Raw genomic sequence first — 20,242 nt, 5'->3', positions numbered from 1 at the left:
CGTAACATCGGGCGGCGGCTCTGCCACTTGTGGGGGGGGGGCCCCCCCGGGGGGGGGGGGCCCCCCCCCGGGGGGGGGCCCCCCCCCCCGGGGCCCCCCCCACTCGCTTGTTTCACGTGAAACACCAGCCGTCTGTGTGACGACCCGTCGTCACTCGGCGATGAAGTCCTCGAGGTCGCGGACGATCGCGGCCTTCGGCTTGGCGCCGACGATGGTCTTGGCGACCTCGCCGTTCTGGTAGACGTTCAGCGTCGGGATGGACATCACGCCGTACTTGGCAGCCGTACCGGGGTTCTCGTCGATGTTGAGCTTGACGACCTGGATCTTGTCGCCGTACTCGGTGGCGATCGCCTCGAGGGACGGAGCGATCTGGCGGCACGGACCGCACCAGGCGGCCCAGAAGTCCACCAGGACAGGCTTGTCGCTCTTGAGGACGTCCTGCTCGAAGGTGTCGTCGGTCACGTTCTTGAGGTCGGCCACGGCGGGCTCCTTTAACTGATGTGTGCGGTGGGGCGGTGGGGAGGTCAGACGGCGGCGGTCTTCTCGGGCTCGGCCTGCTCCTCGTCGGTGAGGGCGGCGAGGAAGCGCTCGGCGTCCAGAGCGGCGGAACAGCCGGTGCCGGCCGCGGTGATCGCCTGGCGGTAGGTGTGGTCCACCACGTCACCGGCGGCGAAGACACCGGTCACGTTCGTCCGGGTAGAGGGTGCGGCGACCTTCAGGTACCCCTCTTCGTCCAGGTCGAGCTGGCCCTTGAAGAGCTCGGTGCGCGGGTCGTGGCCGATCGCGATGAACAGGCCGGTGACCGGCAGGTCGGAGAGCTCGCCGGTCTTGAGGTTGCGCAGCTTCAGTCCGGCCAGCTTCGGGTCGCCCTGGATCTCCGCGACCTCGCTGTCCCAGACGAACTTGATCTTCGGGTCGGCGAAGGCGCGCTCCTGCATCGCCTTGGAGGCGCGCAGGGTGTCCCGGCGGTGGACGATCGTCACGGACTTGGCGAAGCGGGAGAGGAAGGTGGCCTCCTCCATCGCGGTGTCGCCGCCGCCGATCACGGCGATGTCCTGGTCCTTGAAGAAGAAGCCGTCACAGGTGGCACACCACGAGACACCACGGCCCGAGAGCGCGTCCTCGTTGGGCAGGCCCAGCTTGCGGTGCTGCGAGCCGGTGGCCACGATGACGGCCTTGGCCCGGTGGACCGTGCCCGCGGTGTCCGTGACGGTCTTGATCTCGCCGGAGAGGTCGACGGTGACGATGTCGTCGGGGATCAGCTCGGCGCCGAACCGCTCGGACTGTGCACGCATGTTGTCCATGAGCTCGGGGCCCATGATGCCGTCCTGGAAGCCGGGGAAGTTCTCCACCTCGGTGGTGTTCATCAGCGCGCCGCCCGCGGTGACGGCGCCTTCGAACACCAGCGGCTTCAGTGACGCGCGCGCGGTGTACAGGGCCGCCGTGTAGCCGGCGGGCCCGGAGCCGATGATGATCACGTTACGGACGTCGCTCACGGCTTGATTCCTCGTCTCTGGACTGCGTCGGTCGACCGGTGGGAGCCTCTCTGAACTCTCACCCCACCCAACGGATCCTAAGGGTCGTGCATTCCCGGTGTGGCCGGGCACACGGAGGGGCCGACACCGTAGGGGATACCACGCATGACGCAGACGAAGCCTGATCGGTCAGGGCCGTGTGTAGGAGTCCTTCAGAAGGATCTTGGCCGTGCCGACCGACGGATCCTTCCGGCAGGTCGCGTCCATGAGGTAGGCGGTGACCCGGGTGCTGTCCGAGGCGTCCGGCAGGACGACGAGTAGAGCCTCTTTCCCCTGGTAAGTGCCTTCCTCGAGGGCGAGGGCGGAGTCGCTCCGACCGATGCCCTGCTGTACGCACTCAGGGACCGTGGGCTGGTGGAGCACCCGAGGGCTGTTGATGCCGGGCTCGTCCTGGACGCCCATGCTGTGCGGAGTCCGAGAGCCCTGGGAGCCGGCGAGGAGATTCGTCACCTGCTGCTCCAGCTTGCTCGCGGAGAAGGTGTCCGCGACCGTCGTCCTCTGTTCTCGTGGTGCGCTGCCCGGCCCGTCGGTCCCTGTGAGAGCCGGGACCAGGATCGCACCGAGTCCCACGGCAGCGGCGAGGGCGGCACCGAGGACGACTGCCTTGCGGCGCCCGGTGCGCTTGCGTTCTTTGCGACCCGGGCCGGTGCCGGTGGAGCGGGCGTGCCCGGCGGGACGGGAGGGCGATGTTTCACGTGAAACGCGCGTGACGCCTTCGCTGGGAGTCTCCGTGTCCGGCTCCGGTCGGTGCCCGACGTTCGACCGCGCCTCCACGGCGAGCGCGGCATCGATGCGGTGGGCCACATCGTCAGGCATGGAGGGAGGTGCGGGCAGCGTTCCCAGCAGACCGCGGATCTCGTCGAGCGATGCCTGGACCTCCGCGCAGAGTTCGCACGCGTCCAGGTGGCGGCGGAGGTCGGCGCTGCGGGAGGGGGACAGCAGCCCCTCGGCGAGGTCGGAGATCTCCGCGACATCCGGGTGCCCGGCCGTGTCCGTCGTCGATGTCACGTTCGCCCACCTCCGCCCTTCACAGCAGCTGAATCGCCGTTCCCGGCGCTGTCCGGACCCTCACCGCGAGTGTCCGCTGCTGGTGGGACGGATGTCCCCTGCGCCCGGTTCCGTCCCGCCTCTGTTTCTCTGTCGCGGCCGGACCTCTCGGGCCGCAGATGAGTCAGGAGCGGCAACAGCCTGGCTCTGCCGCGGGCGCACCGGCTCTTCACCGTGCCGGTCGGCACGTCGAGCACGCGTGCGGCCTCGGCGACGGGATAGCCCTGCATGTCCACCAGGACGAGGGCGGCGCGCTGGTCGGGCGGAAGGGTACCGAGGGCTTCGAGGAGCTGGCGGTGTAGATCGTTGCGCTCGGCAGGGGCGGAGGCCGACTCGTGGGGGTCCAGCAACTGATCCAGGCGTTCGGTGTCGTCGACCGGGGAGGTCTTGCGGGAGGCCGCCTTGCGGGCCCGGTCCAGACAGGCGTTCACGGTGATGCGGTGGAGCCAGGTCGTGACGGCGGACTGGCCGCGGAACGTGTGAGCGGCCCGGTAGGCGGAGACCAGGGCGTCCTGGACGGCGTCAGAGGCCTCCTCCCGGTCGCCGAGGGTCCGCAAGGCCACTGCCCACAGCCGGTCCCGGTGCCGTCGTACGAGTTCACCGAAGGCGTCAGGGTCGCCCTCCACATGGCGGGCGAGGAGGTCCTGATCGCTGACGCCGTCGAAACCGGCGGCTTCCCCCATTGGACCACCTCCCCCTCCATGAGATCTCAGCCTGTGAACTTCACATCCGTGATGGCCTGCTTGTAGCCGGCCTGACTGAATTCGTCCGGCCCCGACTTGGGCACCGCGGTGATCCAGACGAGAACGTACCGCGTCTGCACCGGCGTTTTGGCGGAGATCTTCAGTTCCTCGCCCGAGGTCGTCCCGTCGGCGATCTTCTTCATGGAGCTGAGCGGCGCCGACGACGACAGTGAGTCGGCCGCGTACAGCGAGGCCGAGGTCCGCTCACCGCCGTAGAAGAGCCCTATGGCAGCGGCGGACACGCTCTGCTTCGACCCGAGGTCGTACACGATGCCCACGCCCTCCTTGAAGGGCGCCAGCACGGGTCCTCCGGTGTAGGAGTACGTACGCCAGTACGTGGAGCTGTCGCCGTCGTAGGTGAGCTTCGCGTCCTCGGCGTGCTGGGGCTTGCCGTCCGGGTAGTACTCGGCGGCGTCCTTGATGCTGAGCGTCCGGACGGGCTTGGGCGCGGGGTTCGCCTTGTCACCGCCGTCCGTCGTCTGCGTCTGGTCGGTGTCCTCGTGCTTGTTGCTCTGGCCCATCAGGGCGTCCGCGAGCTGCCAGCTGCCGAGGCCCAGGGCCGCGATGAGCAGAGCGGAGACCGCCCACTTCAGGGCCCTGCCGGTGCGGCTCTGCAGCGGTGGCGGCAGGGCGGTCACAGCCTGGGTGACGCCCGGGTGCGGCGCGGAGCGACCGTAGGTTCCCTGCTGGTACGTCGTGCGCTGGTAGTCCGGCGGCGCGGTGAACGAGGGCTCCGGCGGGCGGATGCGGGGCATCTCGCCGATCGCCTTCACCAGCTCCTCCGGAGTGGTGCACGCGGCCTCGTGCCGGGACGCGGTCGCGCCGTCGTTGGCGAAGGCACGCATCGCGAGTTCCGACAGACCCCGGTGGACGCCGGCCCGCACCTGGTCGGGGGCGATGAGCCCGACGTCCTTGGGGAGCCCGGACAGGCCGAAGGCGTCGTCCTCGTACGGCCAGCGCTGGGTGAGCGCCGCGTACAGCAGAGCGCCGATCGCTTCGGTGTCGGTGCGCTGAGGGCTGTCGGAGGAGACACCCCGTAGCGCCGCGTTCACGGCGAGACCCCGGATACGCCACTGGCCCGTGGAGGTGCGCAGCACGGCGTTGGGGTTCAGCCGGAGATGGGCCAGGCCCTCGCGGTGCGCGGCGGCCATGGCGGAGGAGATCTGGCTGACCATCTGGTAGGCGTCGTGCGGCTCCAGCGGCCCGGAGGCGAGGAGCGTGGTCAGCTCGGTGGCGTCGGGCAGCCACTCGTGGACGACGTAGACGAGGGAGTTCTCCTCCACCGCGTCCAGCACCTGGACGAAGCGAGGATCGCCGAGCAGCGCGGAGGAGCGAGCCGCCGCCAGCACGGAACGGGCCCGGGCGTGGTTCGCGGGCAGGACGTGCACGCCGACGGCACGCCGGAGCTTCTCGTCCACCGCGCGCCAGCTGCTGAACCCGTCCAGGCGGGTGACGCAGTCCTCGAGACGGTAGCGTCTGGCGAGTTTGTGGCCGCTGTGCAGCTCCAGCGGTGAGGCCTCCTCGGGACGCTCCGCCCCGTCGCTTCCCTGTGCCTCGTCCCTGTCCGTGTCCCGCTCCCGGTTCTTGGCCACCCCGTCGGCCGTGGACTGGTCCGCCTGCGCGGTCAGCGGCTCGTCACCGCTGTTGTCTGCCACGTCGACGGCAGCCGTAGTCCGTTCCGCCACCGTCGTTCCTGCCTCCCCATCCATTGCGCGCCGTGCGACCTCGTGCGCGCCGTCCGACGCCGAACCCAATTGTGCCCACAGTCCGGCGCTATGCACGACACGCGGCGGCGGACGATGGTTGTGCGCCTACCCCCGGCTTCAGCGTCCCAGGCGTCCGCGCACCATGCCGACGAGGGAGTTGAGCTCCTCGATGCGCATGCGGCGGGCCGCGACGAAGAAGACGACGAGCAGGACGGCCCCGCCGGCCAGCAGCGAGGCGAGGGAGCCGAGGACGCCCTTGCCGAGCGTCTGGATGATCCCATAGCAGGCCGCTCCGCTGAGCAGCGCCGCCGGAACGGAGGCGATGCACAGCCGGGCGTAGGTGCGCAGAACGTGGGAGCCGTCGAGGTCACCGCCGAGCCGCTTGCGCAGGCGGTTCCACGCGACCCCGACACCGATCGCGTACGCCAGGCCGTAGGCGGCGGCCATGCCGGCCACCGCCCATCGGGCAGGCAGGACGAAGTAGCAGACGGCCGAGGCGCACGCGTTCACCGCGGCCACGATGACCGTGTTGTAGAAGGGGGTGCGGGTGTCTTCATACGCGTAGAACGCACGCAGGACGACGTACTGCACGGAGTAGGGGATCAGGCCGAGGCCGAAGGCCATCAGCATGAAGCCCATGTTGGTGGCTTCGCCGGTGCCGGACGAGCCGAAGATCAGGGTGCACATCGGGATGCCGAGGGCGAGGAAGCCGAAGGCGATCGGCACGATGGCGACGGCTGTGGTGCGCAGGCCCTGCGAGATGTCGTCGCGGACCGCGCCGCCGTCGCCCTCGGCTGCCGAGCGCGAGATGCGCGGCAGCAGTGCGGCCATCAGCGAGACGGTGATGATGGCTTGCGGCAGCCCCCAGATCAGCTGGGCATTGGCGTAGGCGGCGAAGCCGGTGCCGTCCACGGGCGAGGCCTTTCCGGCCGCGGTGGACAGCTGGGAGACGACGATCGCTCCGGCCTGGTTGGCGAGGACGAACAGGAAGGTCCACTTCGCGAGCGTCACGGCCTTGCCGAGGCCGTGGCCCCGCCAGTCGAACCGCAGGCGCAGCCGGAAGCCGGTTTCGCGCAGGTAGGGGATCATGGCCAGCGCCTGGACGACCAGGCCCAGCAGGACGCCGACGCCGAGAAGTCGCTGCCCCTCGGGCGGGATCGACGTGACCTTCATGCCGGAGTCGGCCGCGGTGCCGTAGACCCAGATGAACATGCCCAACGTCACGATGATGACGATGTTGTTCAGCACCGGCGTCCACATCATCGCGCCGAACTTGCCGCGGGCGTTGAGGATCTGGCCCATCACGACATGGACGCCCATGAAGAAGATCGAGGGCAGGAAGTAACGGACGAAGGTGACGCCGACCGCGTTGGCCGCCGGGTCGCTGGCGACCGGGTCGGACAGAGCGCGGATGAGCAAGGGAGCGGCGGCGACAGCGGCGACCGTGAGCCCGCCCAGCGTCACCATGACCAGGGTCAGCAGACGGTTGGCGAACGCCTCACCGCCGTCATCGTCCTCCTTCATGGCGCGCACCAGCTGTGGCACGAAGACGGAGTTGAGGCCGCCGCCGACGGTCAGGATGTAGATCATGGTCGGCAGCTGGTAGGCCACCTGGAACGTGTCGCCGAGGAGGCCGACGCCGAGCGCCGAGACGATCAGGGCCGACCGGATGAACCCGGTGAGACGCGAGACCATCGTGCCCGCCGCCATCACCGCGCTGGACTTCAGCAGTCCCGCGGCGCGGCCGCCCTTCTTTCCGGCCGGGGCGGCCGGGGCAGGCGACGGCGCCGGGTCCGCGGCGGGGGTGGCGGTGAGGTTCATGGTCTCCTCGACCGCGAGCGAGGGCTCCGCCGCCGCCGGCGCGGGAGGAGCCGCCGGTCCGGAGCCGCCCGGCGCCGCGGCAGGGCCGGGGACGGCAGGAGAGTCCGTGAACGGGCGGGCGCCGCTCTGCTGCTGGTCCCGGAAGAGATGTGCGAACGCGTCGGGTTCGTGCCGTTCCTCGCCGGAGTGGGTGACCAGGTCGTCCACCCCCACGAACTGTGTGGTGCGGGGGTCCTCGCCGTAGGGCAGGTACTGGGTGGCACTCGCAGGTTCGGGCGCCGGCGTCTGGGCCCATACGCGGGGGTCGGGTGCGTACGGGGACTGCTGCGGCTGCCCGTACAGCGGCTGCTGAGGCTCGTGGGCGCCGGGCGGCGGCGGGGGGTGGGCGGCCCGGTCGTAGAGCGCCTCGGCCACCGGATCCTGCGCGCTGAGGTCCTGAGAGCGGTACGGGTCCTGGTCGAAGGCGTCCTGAAGGTACATGTCCGCGGGGTGCTGCGGCGGCACCTGGCCGTGCTCGGGCGGCGGGCCCTCGGGGTGACCCGAGCTGCCCGCGGCCTGGCCGCGGTCACCGTCGTACGGCGCGTTCATGGTTACCCCACCTCATCGTCCCGGGCCGACCGGCCACGACATCCTCAACGGTCCACTCTCTCACCCGTCCCGGACGGGTCGGTGCTTTCCGCTGCGGTGTCCAGCGTCCCGTCACTCGGCTGCACCGGGTCGTCCGCCCCGGACCGTACACCCGTCTCATCGGCCTCACGGTCTCCAGGAACGGCCGGGGTACCGGGCTCCTCGGGTGCTTCTTCCCCGTCGCGGGCGTCCTCCTCGGCCTCCCGGGCCGCGGCGCGCTTGCGCTGGGTGTACATACGGAAGCCGGCCAGCACGAGCAGCAGCACACCGCCGCCGATGACCAGCATGACGGTCGGCGTGATCTCGGTGACCCGCACGTCGAACCTCACGGGGGCGCCGTACTGCCGGCCGTCCTCCGTGTAGAGCTGGGCGACCACGGACGTCTTGCCGTTCACGTTGGCGGACGTGGTGAACTTCACCGTCGTGCTGTGCCCGCCGGAGACCTCGATGCGCTGCTCGGAGTAGTCCTCGCCGCCGATCTCCAGACGGGTCGCGTTGGTCGAAGTGAGCCGCAGCACCAGGTGGTCGACACCCTGCACCAGATTGTTCTGCACCGTCACGGGGATGGTGGCGCTGCGCCCGGAGAGCTTGGTCTCCGACTTCTGGATCAGCTTGACCTGGCTGGTGAGAGTGGTCAGGTACGTCTGCACGTCCTTGCGGAAGGAGCGGGCCGCGGTGGGCCGGCCCCGCCACGACGTGGCCATCTCGCGGTTGATCGCCCGCCCGAAGGGCGTCACCACCCGCGACTCGTCGGTGAGGATCAACTCGAAGTTGTCGAGCTTGGCCTGGGTGGCCGCCATCCGCTCGAAGGCGGCGCGGGGCAGCTCCTGCTTGCGCAGCGCGGAGGGGTACTGGGACTGTGCCGGAACCCTGGTGGTGGCGGCCGGGTCAGGCTTGGCCGAGGCCGCCGCCGCCAGCTGCTGGGGCTCGGACCAGGTGCCGCCCTGGAGCGCGGTCACCGCTGCCGCCATCGCCTGCGCCTGGCTCGCGCTGGGCATACGGGGCGGGGCGACGACGATGCTGCGCTGCTTTCCCGTCTGCAGGCTCAGCGCGAGGCTTTGCGCGAGGAATCTCTGCACGGCGAGCGTGGACGTGGAGGCCCGCGTCAGATCACCCTGGAACGCCGTCGACAGCTGTGCGTCCGCGACGACCGCCGTGGTGCCGCCTCCGATCGGCCGGGCGGCGGAAGGGGTGTACGAGAGGCCATTGGTCTCCCGCAGGCTGTCGCTGCGGGCGATCACCTTGTCGGCGCCGGCGGAGGTGGCGACCTTCACGATCGACGGGTCGACGGCTCCCTCCGCGGGCCAGGCGAAGTCCGTGCTCGGAGTCGTGTGGAGCACGGTCTCCACGGTGGTGGCCGCGACGTCGGTGGCCGCCTTGAGCTGGTTCAGCGAGCCGCTGACGCCTGTGCCGTCGTGCGCGAGGGAGGCCAGGTCGGGATCGCCGAAGGGAAGGGCGACGACCTCCTTGCCCCGCACCGCGTCCTGCAACTCGGCGAGCCATCGCTTGGCGATCGCCTGGTGGGTGCCGGCCGTGGGGGCGTCGAGACCGTTCTGCACGTTGTAGCGGTCGGCCATGGCGTCGACGGACGCCAGCAGGTCCGGGTCGATCACCCAGGTGACGTCGAGAGACTTGCCCAGGCTCACGAGCTGGTCGAGCCGGCCGCCGGGAGAGATCTCCTTGGCGAGGTCGTCGTCGAGGAAGACCGGGGTCTGCTGTTCGTCGGAACCGGTCTCCGCGGTCATGTGGACGGAGGACAGCAACGGCCAGAGCACGGTCGTCCGGGTCGCGGTGGCGGCGTCTTCGGGGTGCCAGGGCAGGAACGTCCGCTGGACGCCCAGGACCTGCCCCCACGGCCTCGCGGAGGTCTCACCCGAGAGGGAGACGCTCAGCGGGTAGACACCGTCGGCCTTGAGCTTGAGCGCGGCGACCGGCACCGAGATGCTGAACGGCTCTGCGACGCCGGGGGTCAGCCGGTCGAACTCGGCGACGTACTTACCGCCCACCGCGGCTCCGGCGTCCGCGCCGGCGAGGTCGTCGGCCCGGCCGGCGGTGGTGTCGACGGCCGAGCGGGTCGCCAGCGGGGATCCCACCCGCAGATCGACCTGAGCTTCGGTGACCGCCTGCTTGCCGTTGTTGGTGACGGTGCCGGACACGGTCACCGTGTCGTCGGCGGTGGGCGCGCTGGGTGTGAGCGAGTCCACGGCGACGGCGACCGATCCAGCGCCGGAGGCGTCCTTCGCGGAGTCCTGTGCGGCCGCGTGTGCGGCGGGAGCGGGCAGCTGGACAAGACCGGCCAGCAGAGGCGCCGCCGCGAGCAGTGCTCCGGTGCGGCGCAGCCACCGACGGGCAGGTGAGGGAGTCATCCCCGGGAAGTCTGCCGCCTCGGCCACGTGCTCGTCCGTCCCTCGTCGTCAGTGGTCGTCAGTGGTCGTCGGAAAGTGCGTCCACGCATGGTAACGATGCGCGCTGAGGGGAAGTGCCGCGGACCGCTCCACAAGATCGGGAACAACCGGCGGGTGTCCGCTGTGCGTATGAAGGGAGAGGGGTGGGAGTGTACGCCGGGGAAGCCGATCTTGCGTCGGTCCGGGCGAGTTGTCCCTCGCCGTAATGCGGGCGCTTCGGGATCGCCGGGCCACGTACCCTCTTCTGTTGTGCCGAACGCCAACGAAGACAACCTCAGTGCCCTGAGCCAGGTGCAGCACCGCGCGGTCGACGAGCTGCTGCGGGTCGCCCCTGTGGCCGACGATCTCGCCCGCCGCTTCCGGGAGGCCGGGTTCTCCCTCGCCCTGGTCGGCGGCTCGGTGCGGGACGCGTTGCTCGGCCGGCTCGGCAACGACCTCGACTTCACGACGGACGCCCGCCCCGAGGACGTTCTCAAGATCGTCCGGCCCTGGGCGGACGCCGTCTGGGAGGTCGGGATCGCCTTCGGCACCGTCGGGGCGCAGAAGAACGCCCGCGTCGGGGACGTCGAGCGAAGCTTCCAGATCGAGGTGACCACCTACCGGTCGGAGGCCTACGACCGCACCTCCCGCAAGCCGGAGGTCTCCTACGGCGACTCCATCGAGCAGGACCTGGTCCGGCGGGACTTCACCGTGAACGCGATGGCCGTCGCGCTTCCCGAGAAGGAGTTCATCGACCCCCACGGCGGCATCGGCGATCTCGCGGCGGGCGTGCTGCGCACCCCGGGTACTCCCGAGGCGTCGTTCTCGGACGACCCCCTGCGCATGATGCGCGCCGCCCGCTTCGCCGCCCAGCTCGACTTCGAGGTCGCCCCCGAAGTCGTCACGGCGATGAAGGAGATGTCGGGCCGTCTGGAGATCGTCTCCGCAGAGCGGGTCCGGGACGAGTTGAACAAGCTCGTCCTGTCCGCGCATCCGCGCAAGGGCCTGACCCTGCTGGCGGAGACCGGACTCGCCGAGCATGTCCTGCCCGAGCTGCCCGCGCTGCGGCTGGAGAGTGACGAGCACCACCGGCACAAGGACGTCTACGAGCACACTCTGATCGTCCTGGAACAGGCGATCGCGCTGGAGGAGAACGGTCCCGACCTCACCCTCCGGCTGGCAGCGCTCCTGCACGACATCGGCAAGCCGCGCACCCGTCGCTTCGAGAAGGACGGCCGGGTCTCGTTCCACCACCACGAGGTGGTCGGGGCGAAGATGACGAAGAAACGCATGACCGCGTTGAAGTACTCCAACGAGCTGGTGAAGGACGTCTCACGTCTGGTCGAACTCCACCTGCGCTTCCACGGGTACGGCACCGGAGAGTGGACGGACTCCGCGGTGCGGCGCTACGTGCGGGACGCGGGGCCACTGCTCGACCGTCTCCACAAGCTGACGCGCTCGGACTGCACCACGCGCAACAAGCGCAAGGCGACGGCGCTCTCGCGGGCGTACGACGGTCTGGAGGAGCGGATCGCCCAGCTGCAGGAGCAGGAGGAGCTGGACGCGATCCGTCCCGACCTGGACGGCAACCAGATCATGGAGATCCTCGGCGTCGGACCGGGCCCGGTCATCGGCCACGCGTACAAGCACCTGCTGGAGCTGCGCCTGGAGAACGGGCCCATGGAGCGGGACGCCGCGGTGGCTGCGCTCAAGGAGTGGTGGGCCGAGCAAAGCTGACCGCAGGGAGCGGGGTTGTGTTTCACGTGAAACACAACCCCGCTCCACAGACGGGAGGGGCGGTGTTTCACGTGAAACACCGCCCCTTTGCGCTGCCGCGCTCTCCGCTTGTACCTCTTTACTTCTTCGTTTCCGCCAGGCAGAGCACGACGTCGTGGCCGCCGCCGGACTGGATGTAGGAGATCGTCCAGTCCTTGGTGACGGACTCGCACTTCTTGTCGTCGCTCGTTCCGTCGAACTTCTCGACGACCTTGAACTGCGCGTCGCCCGAGGAGCAGTCGACCTCGTTGAGGTCGGGCGAGGATTCGTTGCCGTCGTTGTGCAGGCAGGCGCCGACCGAGGTCGTCTCCGCGTCCGTCGAGGTGGCCCACCAGCCGATGCCCCACTTGACGACACCGATGATGACGGCGACGGCGATGAAGCCGAGGACACGCGCCACCTTCTTGCCGGCCTGCTTCTGCGGGGCCGGCGGGGGCAGCGGGGCGCCCTGGTTGGGGAAGGGGGCGTAGGGAGCGGGAGTGCCCTGGGCGGGAACCGCCGGCAGGCCGGGCTGCTGCACCGCGGGGTCGGTGGGCGCCTGGGCGTACGGGTTCTGGCCCTGAGGCGGCGGCGTGGTCATGGTGGCTTGTCCCCCCTGGACATGGGCGCGCTTGGCGCAAAGTAAGACCCACGTAAGTTACCGGCCACCACAGGCCACTTTGCTCTTCCTAGATCAGTCTGTGGCGTTGATGTGACCCTGACCTATGAGCAAAGCGGGCCATAGACACCGCAACCGCTCCGTAGATCACGGACACCGTGATCACGAGGGCCGCCGAGCGCCCGTCCGGCGGCAGCATCAGTGCGGCCACCCCGGCGGCGCCCACGAAGGAGACGTTGAAGAGCACGTCGTACACGGCAAAGATCCGGCCACGGAAGCCGTCGTCGACCGAGGACTGCACGATCGTGTCCGTCGCGATCTTCGCGCCCTGGGTGGTCAGCCCCAGGACGAAGGTCGCGGCCAGCAGAGGGGCCGTGGTGAAGGGAAGGCCCAGCGCGGGTTCCAGGACCGCCGCTGCTCCCGCGCACACGACGATCCAGCGTCCCGGCCCGAGCCGCCCCACCGCCCCCGGCGTCACGACGGCCGCGGCGAAGAAGCCGGCGCCGGAGACGCCCAGGGCCAGCCCCAGAAGCGCCAGGCCGTCGCCGGTGTCGGAGGTCAGGGCGTACCGGCACAGCATCAGCAGCATGACCAGCAGCGCGCCGTAGCAGAACCGCATCAGCGTCATCGCGCCGAGCGCCATCGCGGCTCCCCGGCGGGGCGGTTCGGCTAGGTGCCGCACGCCGGCCGCCAGGTCGCGGGCGGTCCCGGCGAGCGCCGCCGTGAACCGGGGCTGCACCGACGCGGAGTCCGGCCCGAGCAGGTCCCGTGGCATGCGCAGTGCGGCGAGCGCCCCACACAGATACAGAGCGGCGCCCAGCAGGACGACTGCCGCGTCGGAGTCCGCGACCACGAGCCGTACGACGAAGGCGAGACCCCCGCCCGCGGTCGCCGCCAGGGTGCCGGCCGTCGGCGAGAGGGAGTTGGCCATCACCAGGCGCTCGGGGTCGACGACCCGGGGCAGCGCCGCGGAGAGACCGGCGAGGACGAAGCGGTTGACCGCGGTGACGCACAGCGCGGAGACGTAGAAGAGCCAGTCGGGAACCGGCGCGATCATCAGGACGGCGGTCGCCGACGCCAGCAGGGCGCGCAGCAGGTTGCCGTAGAGGAAGACCTGCCGGCGGCGCCAGCGGTCCAGCAGAACGCCGGCGAAGGGGCCGACCAGGGAGTACGGCAGCAGCAGCACTGCCATCGCCGAAGCGATCGCCGCGGCCGAGGTCTGCTTCTCCGGGGAGAAGACGACGTACGCCGCCAGCGCCACCTGGTAGACGCCGTCGGCGCACTGAGAGAGCAGCCTGACGGCGAGCAGGCGCCGGAAGTTGCCGAATCGCAGCAGGAGGCGCAGATCACGGACGACGGGCATGGGGCACAGCCTCACATACGGAGAGGGCCCCGGGTCGACGACCCGGGGCCCTCTCCGGCCCTGGCAGGAGCGACTCAGCGAGAGTCGGAGCGCGCAGCGGCTCGGCTAGCGCTCGACCTCGCCCTTGATGAACTTCTCGACGTTCTCACGGGCCACGTCGTCGAAGTACTGGACCGGCGGGGACTTCATGAAGTAGCTCGACGCGGAGAGGATCGGGCCGCCGATGCCGCGGTCCTTGGCGATCTTCGCGGCGCGGAGCGCGTCGATGATGACGCCGGCGGAGTTCGGGGAGTCCCAGACCTCGAGCTTGTACTCCAGGTTCAGCGGGACGTCGCCGAAGGCGCGGCCTTCGAGGCGGACGTAGGCCCACTTGCGGTCGTCGAGCCAGGCGACGTAGTCGGACGGGCCGATGTGGACGTTCTTCTCGCCGAGCTCACGGTCGGGGATCTGCGAGGTGACGGCCTGCGTCTTGGAGATCTTCTTGGACTCCAGGCGGTCGCGCTCCAGCATGTTCTTGAAGTCCATGTTGCCGCCGACGTTCAGCTGCATCGTGCGGTCCAGGATGACGCCGCGGTCCTCGAACAGCTTCGCCATGACGCGGTGCGTGATGGTGGCGCCCACCTGGGACTTGATGTCGTCGCCGACGATCGGCACGCCCGCCGCGGTGAACTTGTCCGCCCACTCCTTGGTGCCGGCGATGAAGACCGGGAGGGCGTTGACGAAGGCGACCTTGGCGTCGATGGCGCACTGCGCGTAGTACTTCGCCGCGTCCTCGGAGCCGACGGGCAGGTAGCAGACGAGGACGTCGACCTGCTGGTCCTTGAGGGTCTGGACGATGTCGACCGGCTCCTCGGCGGACTCCTCGATGGTCTCGCGGTAGTACTTGCCGAGACCGTCCAGGGTGTGGCCGCGCTGCACGGTGACACCGGTGGTGGGGACGTCGCAGATCTTGATGGTGTTGTTCTCGGAAGCGCCGATGGCGTCCGAGAGGTCCAGGCCGACCTTCTTCGCGTCGACGTCGAACGCGGCGACGAACTCGACGTCGCTGACGTGGTAGTCGCCGAACTGGACGTGCATCAGGCCCGGGACCTTGGACGCCGGGTCGGCGTCCTTGTAGTACTCGACGCCCTGCACCAGCGACGCGGCGCAGTTGCCCACGCCGACGATGGCTACGCGAACCGAACCCATTCCGGTTGCTCCCTGTGTGTACGAGTGAGGCCCTGACTGGGCGCTCACGTGGCGGTGTCGTCGGGCGTATCCGTCCGGGGGGTGTCCCCGGTACGGGGCAGGCCGCCCGACGCTCCATGAGTGGTGTCCTGCTGAGCGGATCCCCCGGCAGCGGGACTTCTCAGGTCCCGTCCGGCCCGCTCGCTCTCGATGAGCTCGTTCAGCCAGCGCACTTCGCGCTCCACGGACTCCATTCCGTGGCGCTGGAGTTCGAGCGTGTAGTCGTCGAGGCGCTCCCGGGTGCGCGCGAAGGAGGCGCGCATCTTCTCCAGCCGCTCCTCCAGCCGGCTGCGGCGGCCCTCCAGGACGCGCATGCGCACATCACGGGAGGTCTGCCCGAAGAAGGCGAAGCGAGCGGCGAAGTGCTCGTCCTCGTACGCGTCGGGCCCGGTCTGGGAGAGCAGGTCCTCGAAGTGGTCCTTACCTTCCGCCGTCAGCCGGTAGACGATCTTGGCACGGCGGCCGGTGAGGGATGCGGCGAGGGCGTCCTCCGGGGTGCTGCCCGCCTCTTCGATCAACCAGCCGTTGGCGACCAGCGTCTTGAGGCAGGGATAGAGGGTCCCGTAGCTGAACGCCCGGAACACGCCCAGCGACGTGTTGAGCCGTTTGCGCAGCTCGTAACCGTGCATCGGGGATTCGCGGAGGAGACCGAGTACGGCGAACTCCAGGATCCCGGAACGCCGGCTCATGGGTCGCCTCCTCTCTGCCTCGGCCCGCTGTGGCGGGCTCCCCGGGACGGTTTATGTCGCGCCGATGTATCGACTCGATACATCAGCACGATAGAACGGCCTCCGGGATGCGACAAGCGCGGGGATCGTGAGCGGAATCACATCCGCCATGAGTTGAGGGCGAGTTGCCGGGTTTGGGGTGAACTTCGGAGCTGGGCAGGTTTTGGCGGTGCGTAGTCTGTGCGCCATGCACACCACCGGGACCCAGGAGACGCCGGGGGGCGTCGAGGTCCTCGGTGCCGTACGGATGAATGCGCGACCGACCGCGTCCGTACTTCGGGGGGACAGGAAACCAGCCGCCGTTTCCAGGCGCGCACGGATGCGCCTGCCCGAGGAGTAACCGTTCGATGAGCGAGCACCGTCGCAAACCGCCGCAGCCGCAGGAGGGCGGACGTGCCGCGGCCCGACGCGGCCAGCCCGGCTCGCCCTCCGGCCGCCGCGCGGCACCGCGAGACGCCACCGGGTCTCCCTCCGACTCCCATGGGTCGGGCTACTACGGGTTGGGAGGCGACGGAGCGCCCGGCGGCCGGGCCGATGCCCGGCGCGCGGCCCAGAGAAGCGCGGGCGGTGGCCGGCGCAGAGCAGCCGAACCCGCGGCAGGCCGCCGCGGCGGTTCGTCCAGGCCGCCCGGCCGCAAGCGCCTGGTCGACTACCCGCGCGCCGACAAGGACGGCTGGCGTCGCTGGACGCCGTCCTGGAAGCTCGTCGCCGGCCTGTGCGTCGCCTTCTTCGGCAGCATGGTGGCCGCCGCGGGCATCGGGTACGCCATGGTCGGCATCCCCGACGTCGACAAGACGGCGGAGGCGCAGAACAACGTCTACTACTGGAAAGACGGCAGCCAGATGGTCGCCACCGGTGGGGAGACGAACCGGCAGATCGTCGATCTCTCGCAGATCCCGGAGGCGATGCGCTGGGCGGTGATCTCGCAGGAGAACAAGACCTTCTACGACGACGCCGGCATCGACCCCAAGGGCATCGCCCGAGCCGTGTTCAACATGGCCCGGGGCGGGCAGACGCAGGGTGGCTCCACCATCACCCAGCAGTACGTCAAGAACGCCATGCTCAACGACCAGTCCCAGACGATCTCCCGCAAGGTCAAGGAGATCTTCGTCGCCGTCAAGGTCGGGGCCGAGGTCGACAAGGACCAGATCCTGGCCGGCTACCTGAACTCGGCGTACTACGGCCGCGGCGCCTACGGGATCCAGGCCGCCGCCCGCGCGTACTTCAACAAGGACGCCATCGACCTCAAGCCCGGTGAGTGCGCCTTCCTGTCCGCCATGCTGAAGGGCGCCACGTACTACGACCCGGCGGGCGCGACGTCGATCGACCCGGCCGCCACGCCGCAGAACAACTCCAGGCGGGCGCTCCGCCAGATGCAGGACACCCTCGACAAGATGGTCGAGTACAAGCATCTGCCGCTCGCCGAGCGGGTCAAGTACACGACCCTGCCGAAGTGGCAGAACCCGCGCTCGAACACCGCGCTGGGCGGACAGGTCGGCTACCTCGTCGACCTCGCCAACAGCTACCTGGTCACGCACAGCGAAGAAACCGGGATCACCGCTGACAAGCTCCAGAAGGGCGGCTACTCGATCCGCACGACCTTCGACAAAAAGAAGGTCAAGGAGCTCGAGACGTCGGTCGCGAAGGTCAAGAAGGCGAACATCAAGCCGGACCAGCGTCCGGAGACGGACACCCATGTCCAGTTCGGCGGGGCCTCCGTGAACCCGGCGAGCGGCGCCATCGAGGCGATCTACGGCGGTGAGGACGCCACCAAGCACTTCACCAACAACTCCGACCAGACCGGCGCCCAGGTGGGTTCGACCTTCAAGCCGTTCGTGCTCGCGGCAGCGATGACCTGGGGCGTCCGTGACCCGGAGCTGGGCTCGTCACAGGCTCAGGACGAACGCACGGTCGTCTCCCCCAAGAGCATGTTCAGCGGCAAGAACAAGCTCAAGATCAAGGAGTACGACGGATCGGTCTGGAAGAACGAGAAGGGCCAGGAGTGGCTCCAGACCAATGACGGCCAGGCCTCCTACGGCGAACCGCCCAACTTCAAGATCGACCTGCGTGAGGCGATGCGCGAGTCGGTGAACTCCGCCTTCGTGCAGCTGGGCATGGACGTCGGTCTGGACAAGGTGAAGGAGGCCGCGCTCAACGCCGGCCTGAAGAAGGGCAGCCTCACGGGCTCCGGCTTCCCCTCGTTCTCGATCGGTATCTCCGACCCGAGCGCGATCCGGATGGCCGGCGCCTACGCCACCTTCGCGGCCAGCGGCAAGCAGCGTGAGCCCTACTCCGTCGAGAAGGTCACGAGCAAGGACGGCGCGGTCTTCACGCACAAGACCGTCACGAACCAGGCGTTCACCAAGAAGGTCGCCGACAACGTCACGGACATCCTGAAGACCGTGGTCGATGACGGCACCGGCACCGCCGCCCAGCTGCCCGGCCGCGATGTGGCCGGCAAGACCGGCACCACCGACGGCAACAAGTCGGCCTGGTTCGTCGGCTACACGCCGCAGCTGTCGACCGCCGTCACCATGTTCCGTTACGACGACAACGAGTCGAACAAGAACCGCACGTTCCTGGAGATGTTCGGGACGGGCGGTCAGAAGAAGATCCACGGCGCCTCGTTCCCGGCCGAGATCTGGCACGACTACATGGCCGAGGCCATGGACGGCTTGCCGGTGAAGGACTTCCCCGCTCCGGAGGAGATCGGTGAGGTCCTCAACAAGGACCCGATCCCGTCTCCCACCCCGTCGGTCACCGAGAGCGAGGAAGAGGAGTCGCCGTCCCCGTCGCCGAGTCCCAGCAAGACGGAGGTCGAGCCCTCGCCCTCGCCGAGCGACACCTGCACCAAGTTCTTCGGCTGTGACGACGACGTGACGGGCGGAGCGAACAACAACGGAGGCGCCAACGGTGGGCCGGGCGGGGAAATCAGTCCGTCGCCCAGTCCCTCGGAGTCACCGGGCACCAGCAGAGGCAGTGACGGCGGAGGCTTCTTCGGCGGCCCGAACGGTTAGCCCGTAACGTCCCGCAAGGCTGTTTCACGTGAAACATGTCCGTGTTTCACGTGAAACGAGGACCGTCCCATCCGACCAGGTGGGGCGGTCCTCGGCGTTTTCCTAGGTGGGTACGGCAGGATGTCGCCCATGCCCAGTGCAGAATCGACGCCAGCGCGCGTGCACGACCCGGAGCCGGTACGGCCCACCCAGGACGACGAGATCGCCAAGGCCGGCAGCGAACTGATCGGCGGCCCTCTGGGACGGCACGCCCTGACCGGAACGTCCTGGCTGACTCCCGTACGGGTCATCGCGCTCGTGGCGATCGGAATGTTCGCCCTCGGTCTGGTCCAAAAGGCGCCCTGCTACGACGGCGGTTGGTTCTACGGAGCCAGCTCCCAGTACACGCACGCCTGTTATTCGGACATCCCGCACCTCTATGCAGGGCGCGGCTTCGCCGACGGGCTGGTGCCGTACTTCGACAAGCTCCCCGGCGACATGGCCTACCTCGAATACCCGGTGCTGACCGGTGTGTTCATGGAGGTGGCCAGCTGGCTGACGCCGGGGAGCGGCACCGTCCAGCACCAGGAGCAGTGGTACTGGATGGTCAACGCCGGGATGCTGATGGTGTGCGCGGCGGTCATCGCCGTCTGCGTGACCCGGACGCATGCCCGTCGCCCCTGGGACGGTCTGCTGGTCGCCCTGGCGCCGGCCTTCGCGCTGACCGCGACGATCAACTGGGACCTGCTGGCGGTCGCTCTGACGGCCGCGGCGATGCTGATGTGGTCCCGGAGCCGTCCCCTCGCCTTCGGCGTCCTCCTGGGGCTCGCCACGGCCGCCAAGCTCTATCCCGTCTTCCTGCTGGGACCGCTGCTGGTGCTGTGCTGGCGCGCGGGGAAGTGGCGGGCCTACGTGACCGCCGTCGCGGGCGCGCTCGCAGCTTGGCTCGTGGTCAACCTGCCGGTGATGCTCTTCGCCTTCGACGGCTGGTCGAAGTTCTACACCTTCAGCCAGGAGCGTGGCGTCGACTTCGGGTCCTTCTGGCTGGTCCTGGCCCAGAACTCCAGCGATCCCCTCACCACCGGCAGCGTCAACACCCTGGCCACCGCCCTGGTAGGGGTGAGCTTCCTCGGTGTCGCGTGGCTGACGCTGACCGCCACGCGCCGCCCTCGCTTCGCCCAGCTCGCCTTCCTGATGGTCGCCGCCTTCATCCTCACCAACAAGGTCTACTCCCCGCAGTACGTCCTGTGGCTGGTGCCGCTGGCGGTCCTGGCCCGGCCCAAGTGGCGGGACTTCCTGATCTGGCAGGTCTCCGAGGTCGTGTACTTCCTCGGGATCTGGATGTACCTCGCCTACACGACCAGCGGAGACGCCCACAAGGGTCTGCCGACCGACGGCTACCACTGGGCGGTCGCCGTGCACCTCCTGGGCACGTTCTATCTCTGCGTCATGGTGGTGCGGGACATCCTCACGCCGGAGCGGGACGTGGTCCGTCAGGCTGGTGAGGACGATCCCTCGGGGGGAGTGCTCGACGGGGCGGAGGACGTCTTCGTCTTCGGCGCGCCGACTCCTCCGCCGAAGCAGGAGGCCCACTTCGACGACCCCGGATCGGACTGGGGCAGGAAGCCGGCGGCCGACAGTTCGCCCTGAGCGAACAGGCTGTCGTCCGAGCGGACGAAAGGCCGTCCACG

At 69.3% G+C, this 20,242-nt stretch carries 14 protein-coding genes; 3 read left to right on the top strand and 11 right to left on the bottom strand.

The window, feature by feature from the left end; all coding sequences use genetic code 11:
* Positions 1–150: 150 nt before the first annotated feature.
* The 7 genes from trxA to ACIRS4_RS15085 all read right to left on the bottom strand — a co-directional run bounded on the left by trxA (position 151) and on the right by ACIRS4_RS15085 (position 9,872).
* Positions 151–480, bottom strand: coding sequence for a thioredoxin (gene trxA / locus ACIRS4_RS15115; protein ID WP_358799819.1), 330 nt, complete (start codon positions 478–480; stop codon positions 151–153).
* A gap of 44 nt (positions 481–524) precedes the next feature.
* Positions 525–1,496: a thioredoxin-disulfide reductase gene (trxB, locus tag ACIRS4_RS15110; RefSeq protein WP_404195082.1), complete on the bottom strand. Its 972-nt coding sequence runs from the start codon at positions 1,494–1,496 to the stop codon at positions 525–527.
* A gap of 168 nt (positions 1,497–1,664) precedes the next feature.
* Positions 1,665–2,543 (bottom strand): anti-sigma factor family protein, encoded by an 879-nt coding sequence (locus tag ACIRS4_RS15105; RefSeq protein WP_404195079.1) that lies wholly within the window; start codon positions 2,541–2,543, stop codon positions 1,665–1,667.
* Positions 2,540–3,265, bottom strand: coding sequence for an RNA polymerase sigma factor SigM (sigM, locus tag ACIRS4_RS15100; protein ID WP_404195076.1), 726 nt, complete (start codon positions 3,263–3,265; stop codon positions 2,540–2,542). The genes ACIRS4_RS15105 and sigM overlap by 4 nt, the downstream gene beginning before the upstream one ends.
* Positions 3,266–3,291: 26 nt before the next feature.
* Positions 3,292–5,010, bottom strand: coding sequence for a protein kinase family protein (locus tag ACIRS4_RS15095; protein ID WP_404195074.1), 1,719 nt, complete (start codon positions 5,008–5,010; stop codon positions 3,292–3,294).
* 138 nt (positions 5,011–5,148) lie between these two features.
* Entirely contained in the window at positions 5,149–7,440 is a 2,292-nt protein-coding gene (murJ, locus tag ACIRS4_RS15090) for a murein biosynthesis integral membrane protein MurJ (protein ID WP_404195071.1), read from the bottom strand.
* A 44-nt stretch (positions 7,441–7,484) separates the two neighbouring features.
* Positions 7,485–9,872, bottom strand: a complete 2,388-nt coding sequence (locus ACIRS4_RS15085) for a DUF6049 family protein (protein ID WP_404195068.1) — start codon at positions 9,870–9,872, stop codon at positions 7,485–7,487.
* A gap of 261 nt (positions 9,873–10,133) precedes the next feature.
* Here ACIRS4_RS15085 and ACIRS4_RS15080 point away from each other — a divergent pair, with 261 nt between their 5' ends.
* A complete protein-coding gene (locus tag ACIRS4_RS15080) occupies positions 10,134–11,600 on the top strand; it encodes a CCA tRNA nucleotidyltransferase (RefSeq protein ID WP_404195066.1) in 1,467 nt (488 codons plus the stop codon).
* Between the two features lie 118 nt (positions 11,601–11,718).
* On the opposite strand, the gene ACIRS4_RS15075 is transcribed toward ACIRS4_RS15080, so the two are convergent.
* The 4 genes from ACIRS4_RS15075 to ACIRS4_RS15060 form a co-directional block, all read right to left on the bottom strand.
* Complete coding sequence (locus ACIRS4_RS15075; RefSeq protein ID WP_404195063.1) at positions 11,719–12,219, bottom strand: hypothetical protein; 501 nt, start codon at positions 12,217–12,219, stop codon at positions 11,719–11,721.
* 88 nt (positions 12,220–12,307) lie between these two features.
* Entirely contained in the window at positions 12,308–13,600 is a 1,293-nt protein-coding gene (locus ACIRS4_RS15070; RefSeq protein ID WP_404195060.1) for an MFS transporter, read from the bottom strand.
* A gap of 105 nt (positions 13,601–13,705) precedes the next feature.
* On the bottom strand, positions 13,706–14,788 hold the full coding sequence (locus ACIRS4_RS15065; protein WP_404195057.1) for an inositol-3-phosphate synthase: 1,083 nt from the start codon (positions 14,786–14,788) through the stop codon (positions 13,706–13,708).
* 44 nt (positions 14,789–14,832) lie between these two features.
* Positions 14,833–15,516, bottom strand: coding sequence for a helix-turn-helix transcriptional regulator (locus tag ACIRS4_RS15060; RefSeq protein WP_404195054.1), 684 nt, complete (start codon positions 15,514–15,516; stop codon positions 14,833–14,835).
* A gap of 386 nt (positions 15,517–15,902) precedes the next feature.
* Here ACIRS4_RS15060 and ACIRS4_RS15055 point away from each other — a divergent pair, with 386 nt between their 5' ends.
* Together ACIRS4_RS15055 and ACIRS4_RS15050 are read left to right on the top strand one after the other, a co-directional pair.
* Positions 15,903–18,572 (top strand): transglycosylase domain-containing protein, encoded by a 2,670-nt coding sequence (locus tag ACIRS4_RS15055; protein WP_404195051.1) that lies wholly within the window; start codon positions 15,903–15,905, stop codon positions 18,570–18,572.
* 129 nt (positions 18,573–18,701) lie between these two features.
* Positions 18,702–20,201, top strand: coding sequence for a glycosyltransferase family 87 protein (locus tag ACIRS4_RS15050; protein ID WP_404195049.1), 1,500 nt, complete (start codon positions 18,702–18,704; stop codon positions 20,199–20,201).
* Positions 20,202–20,242 lie beyond the last annotated feature (41 nt).

Origin of the sequence: Streptomyces sp. NPDC101166, assembly GCF_044768125.1 — a bacterium.
Lineage (GTDB): Bacteria > Actinomycetota > Actinomycetes > Streptomycetales > Streptomycetaceae > Streptomyces.
Note: the sequence above shows the minus strand (reverse complement) of the source record. Positions and strands in the feature narration are given on the sequence as shown.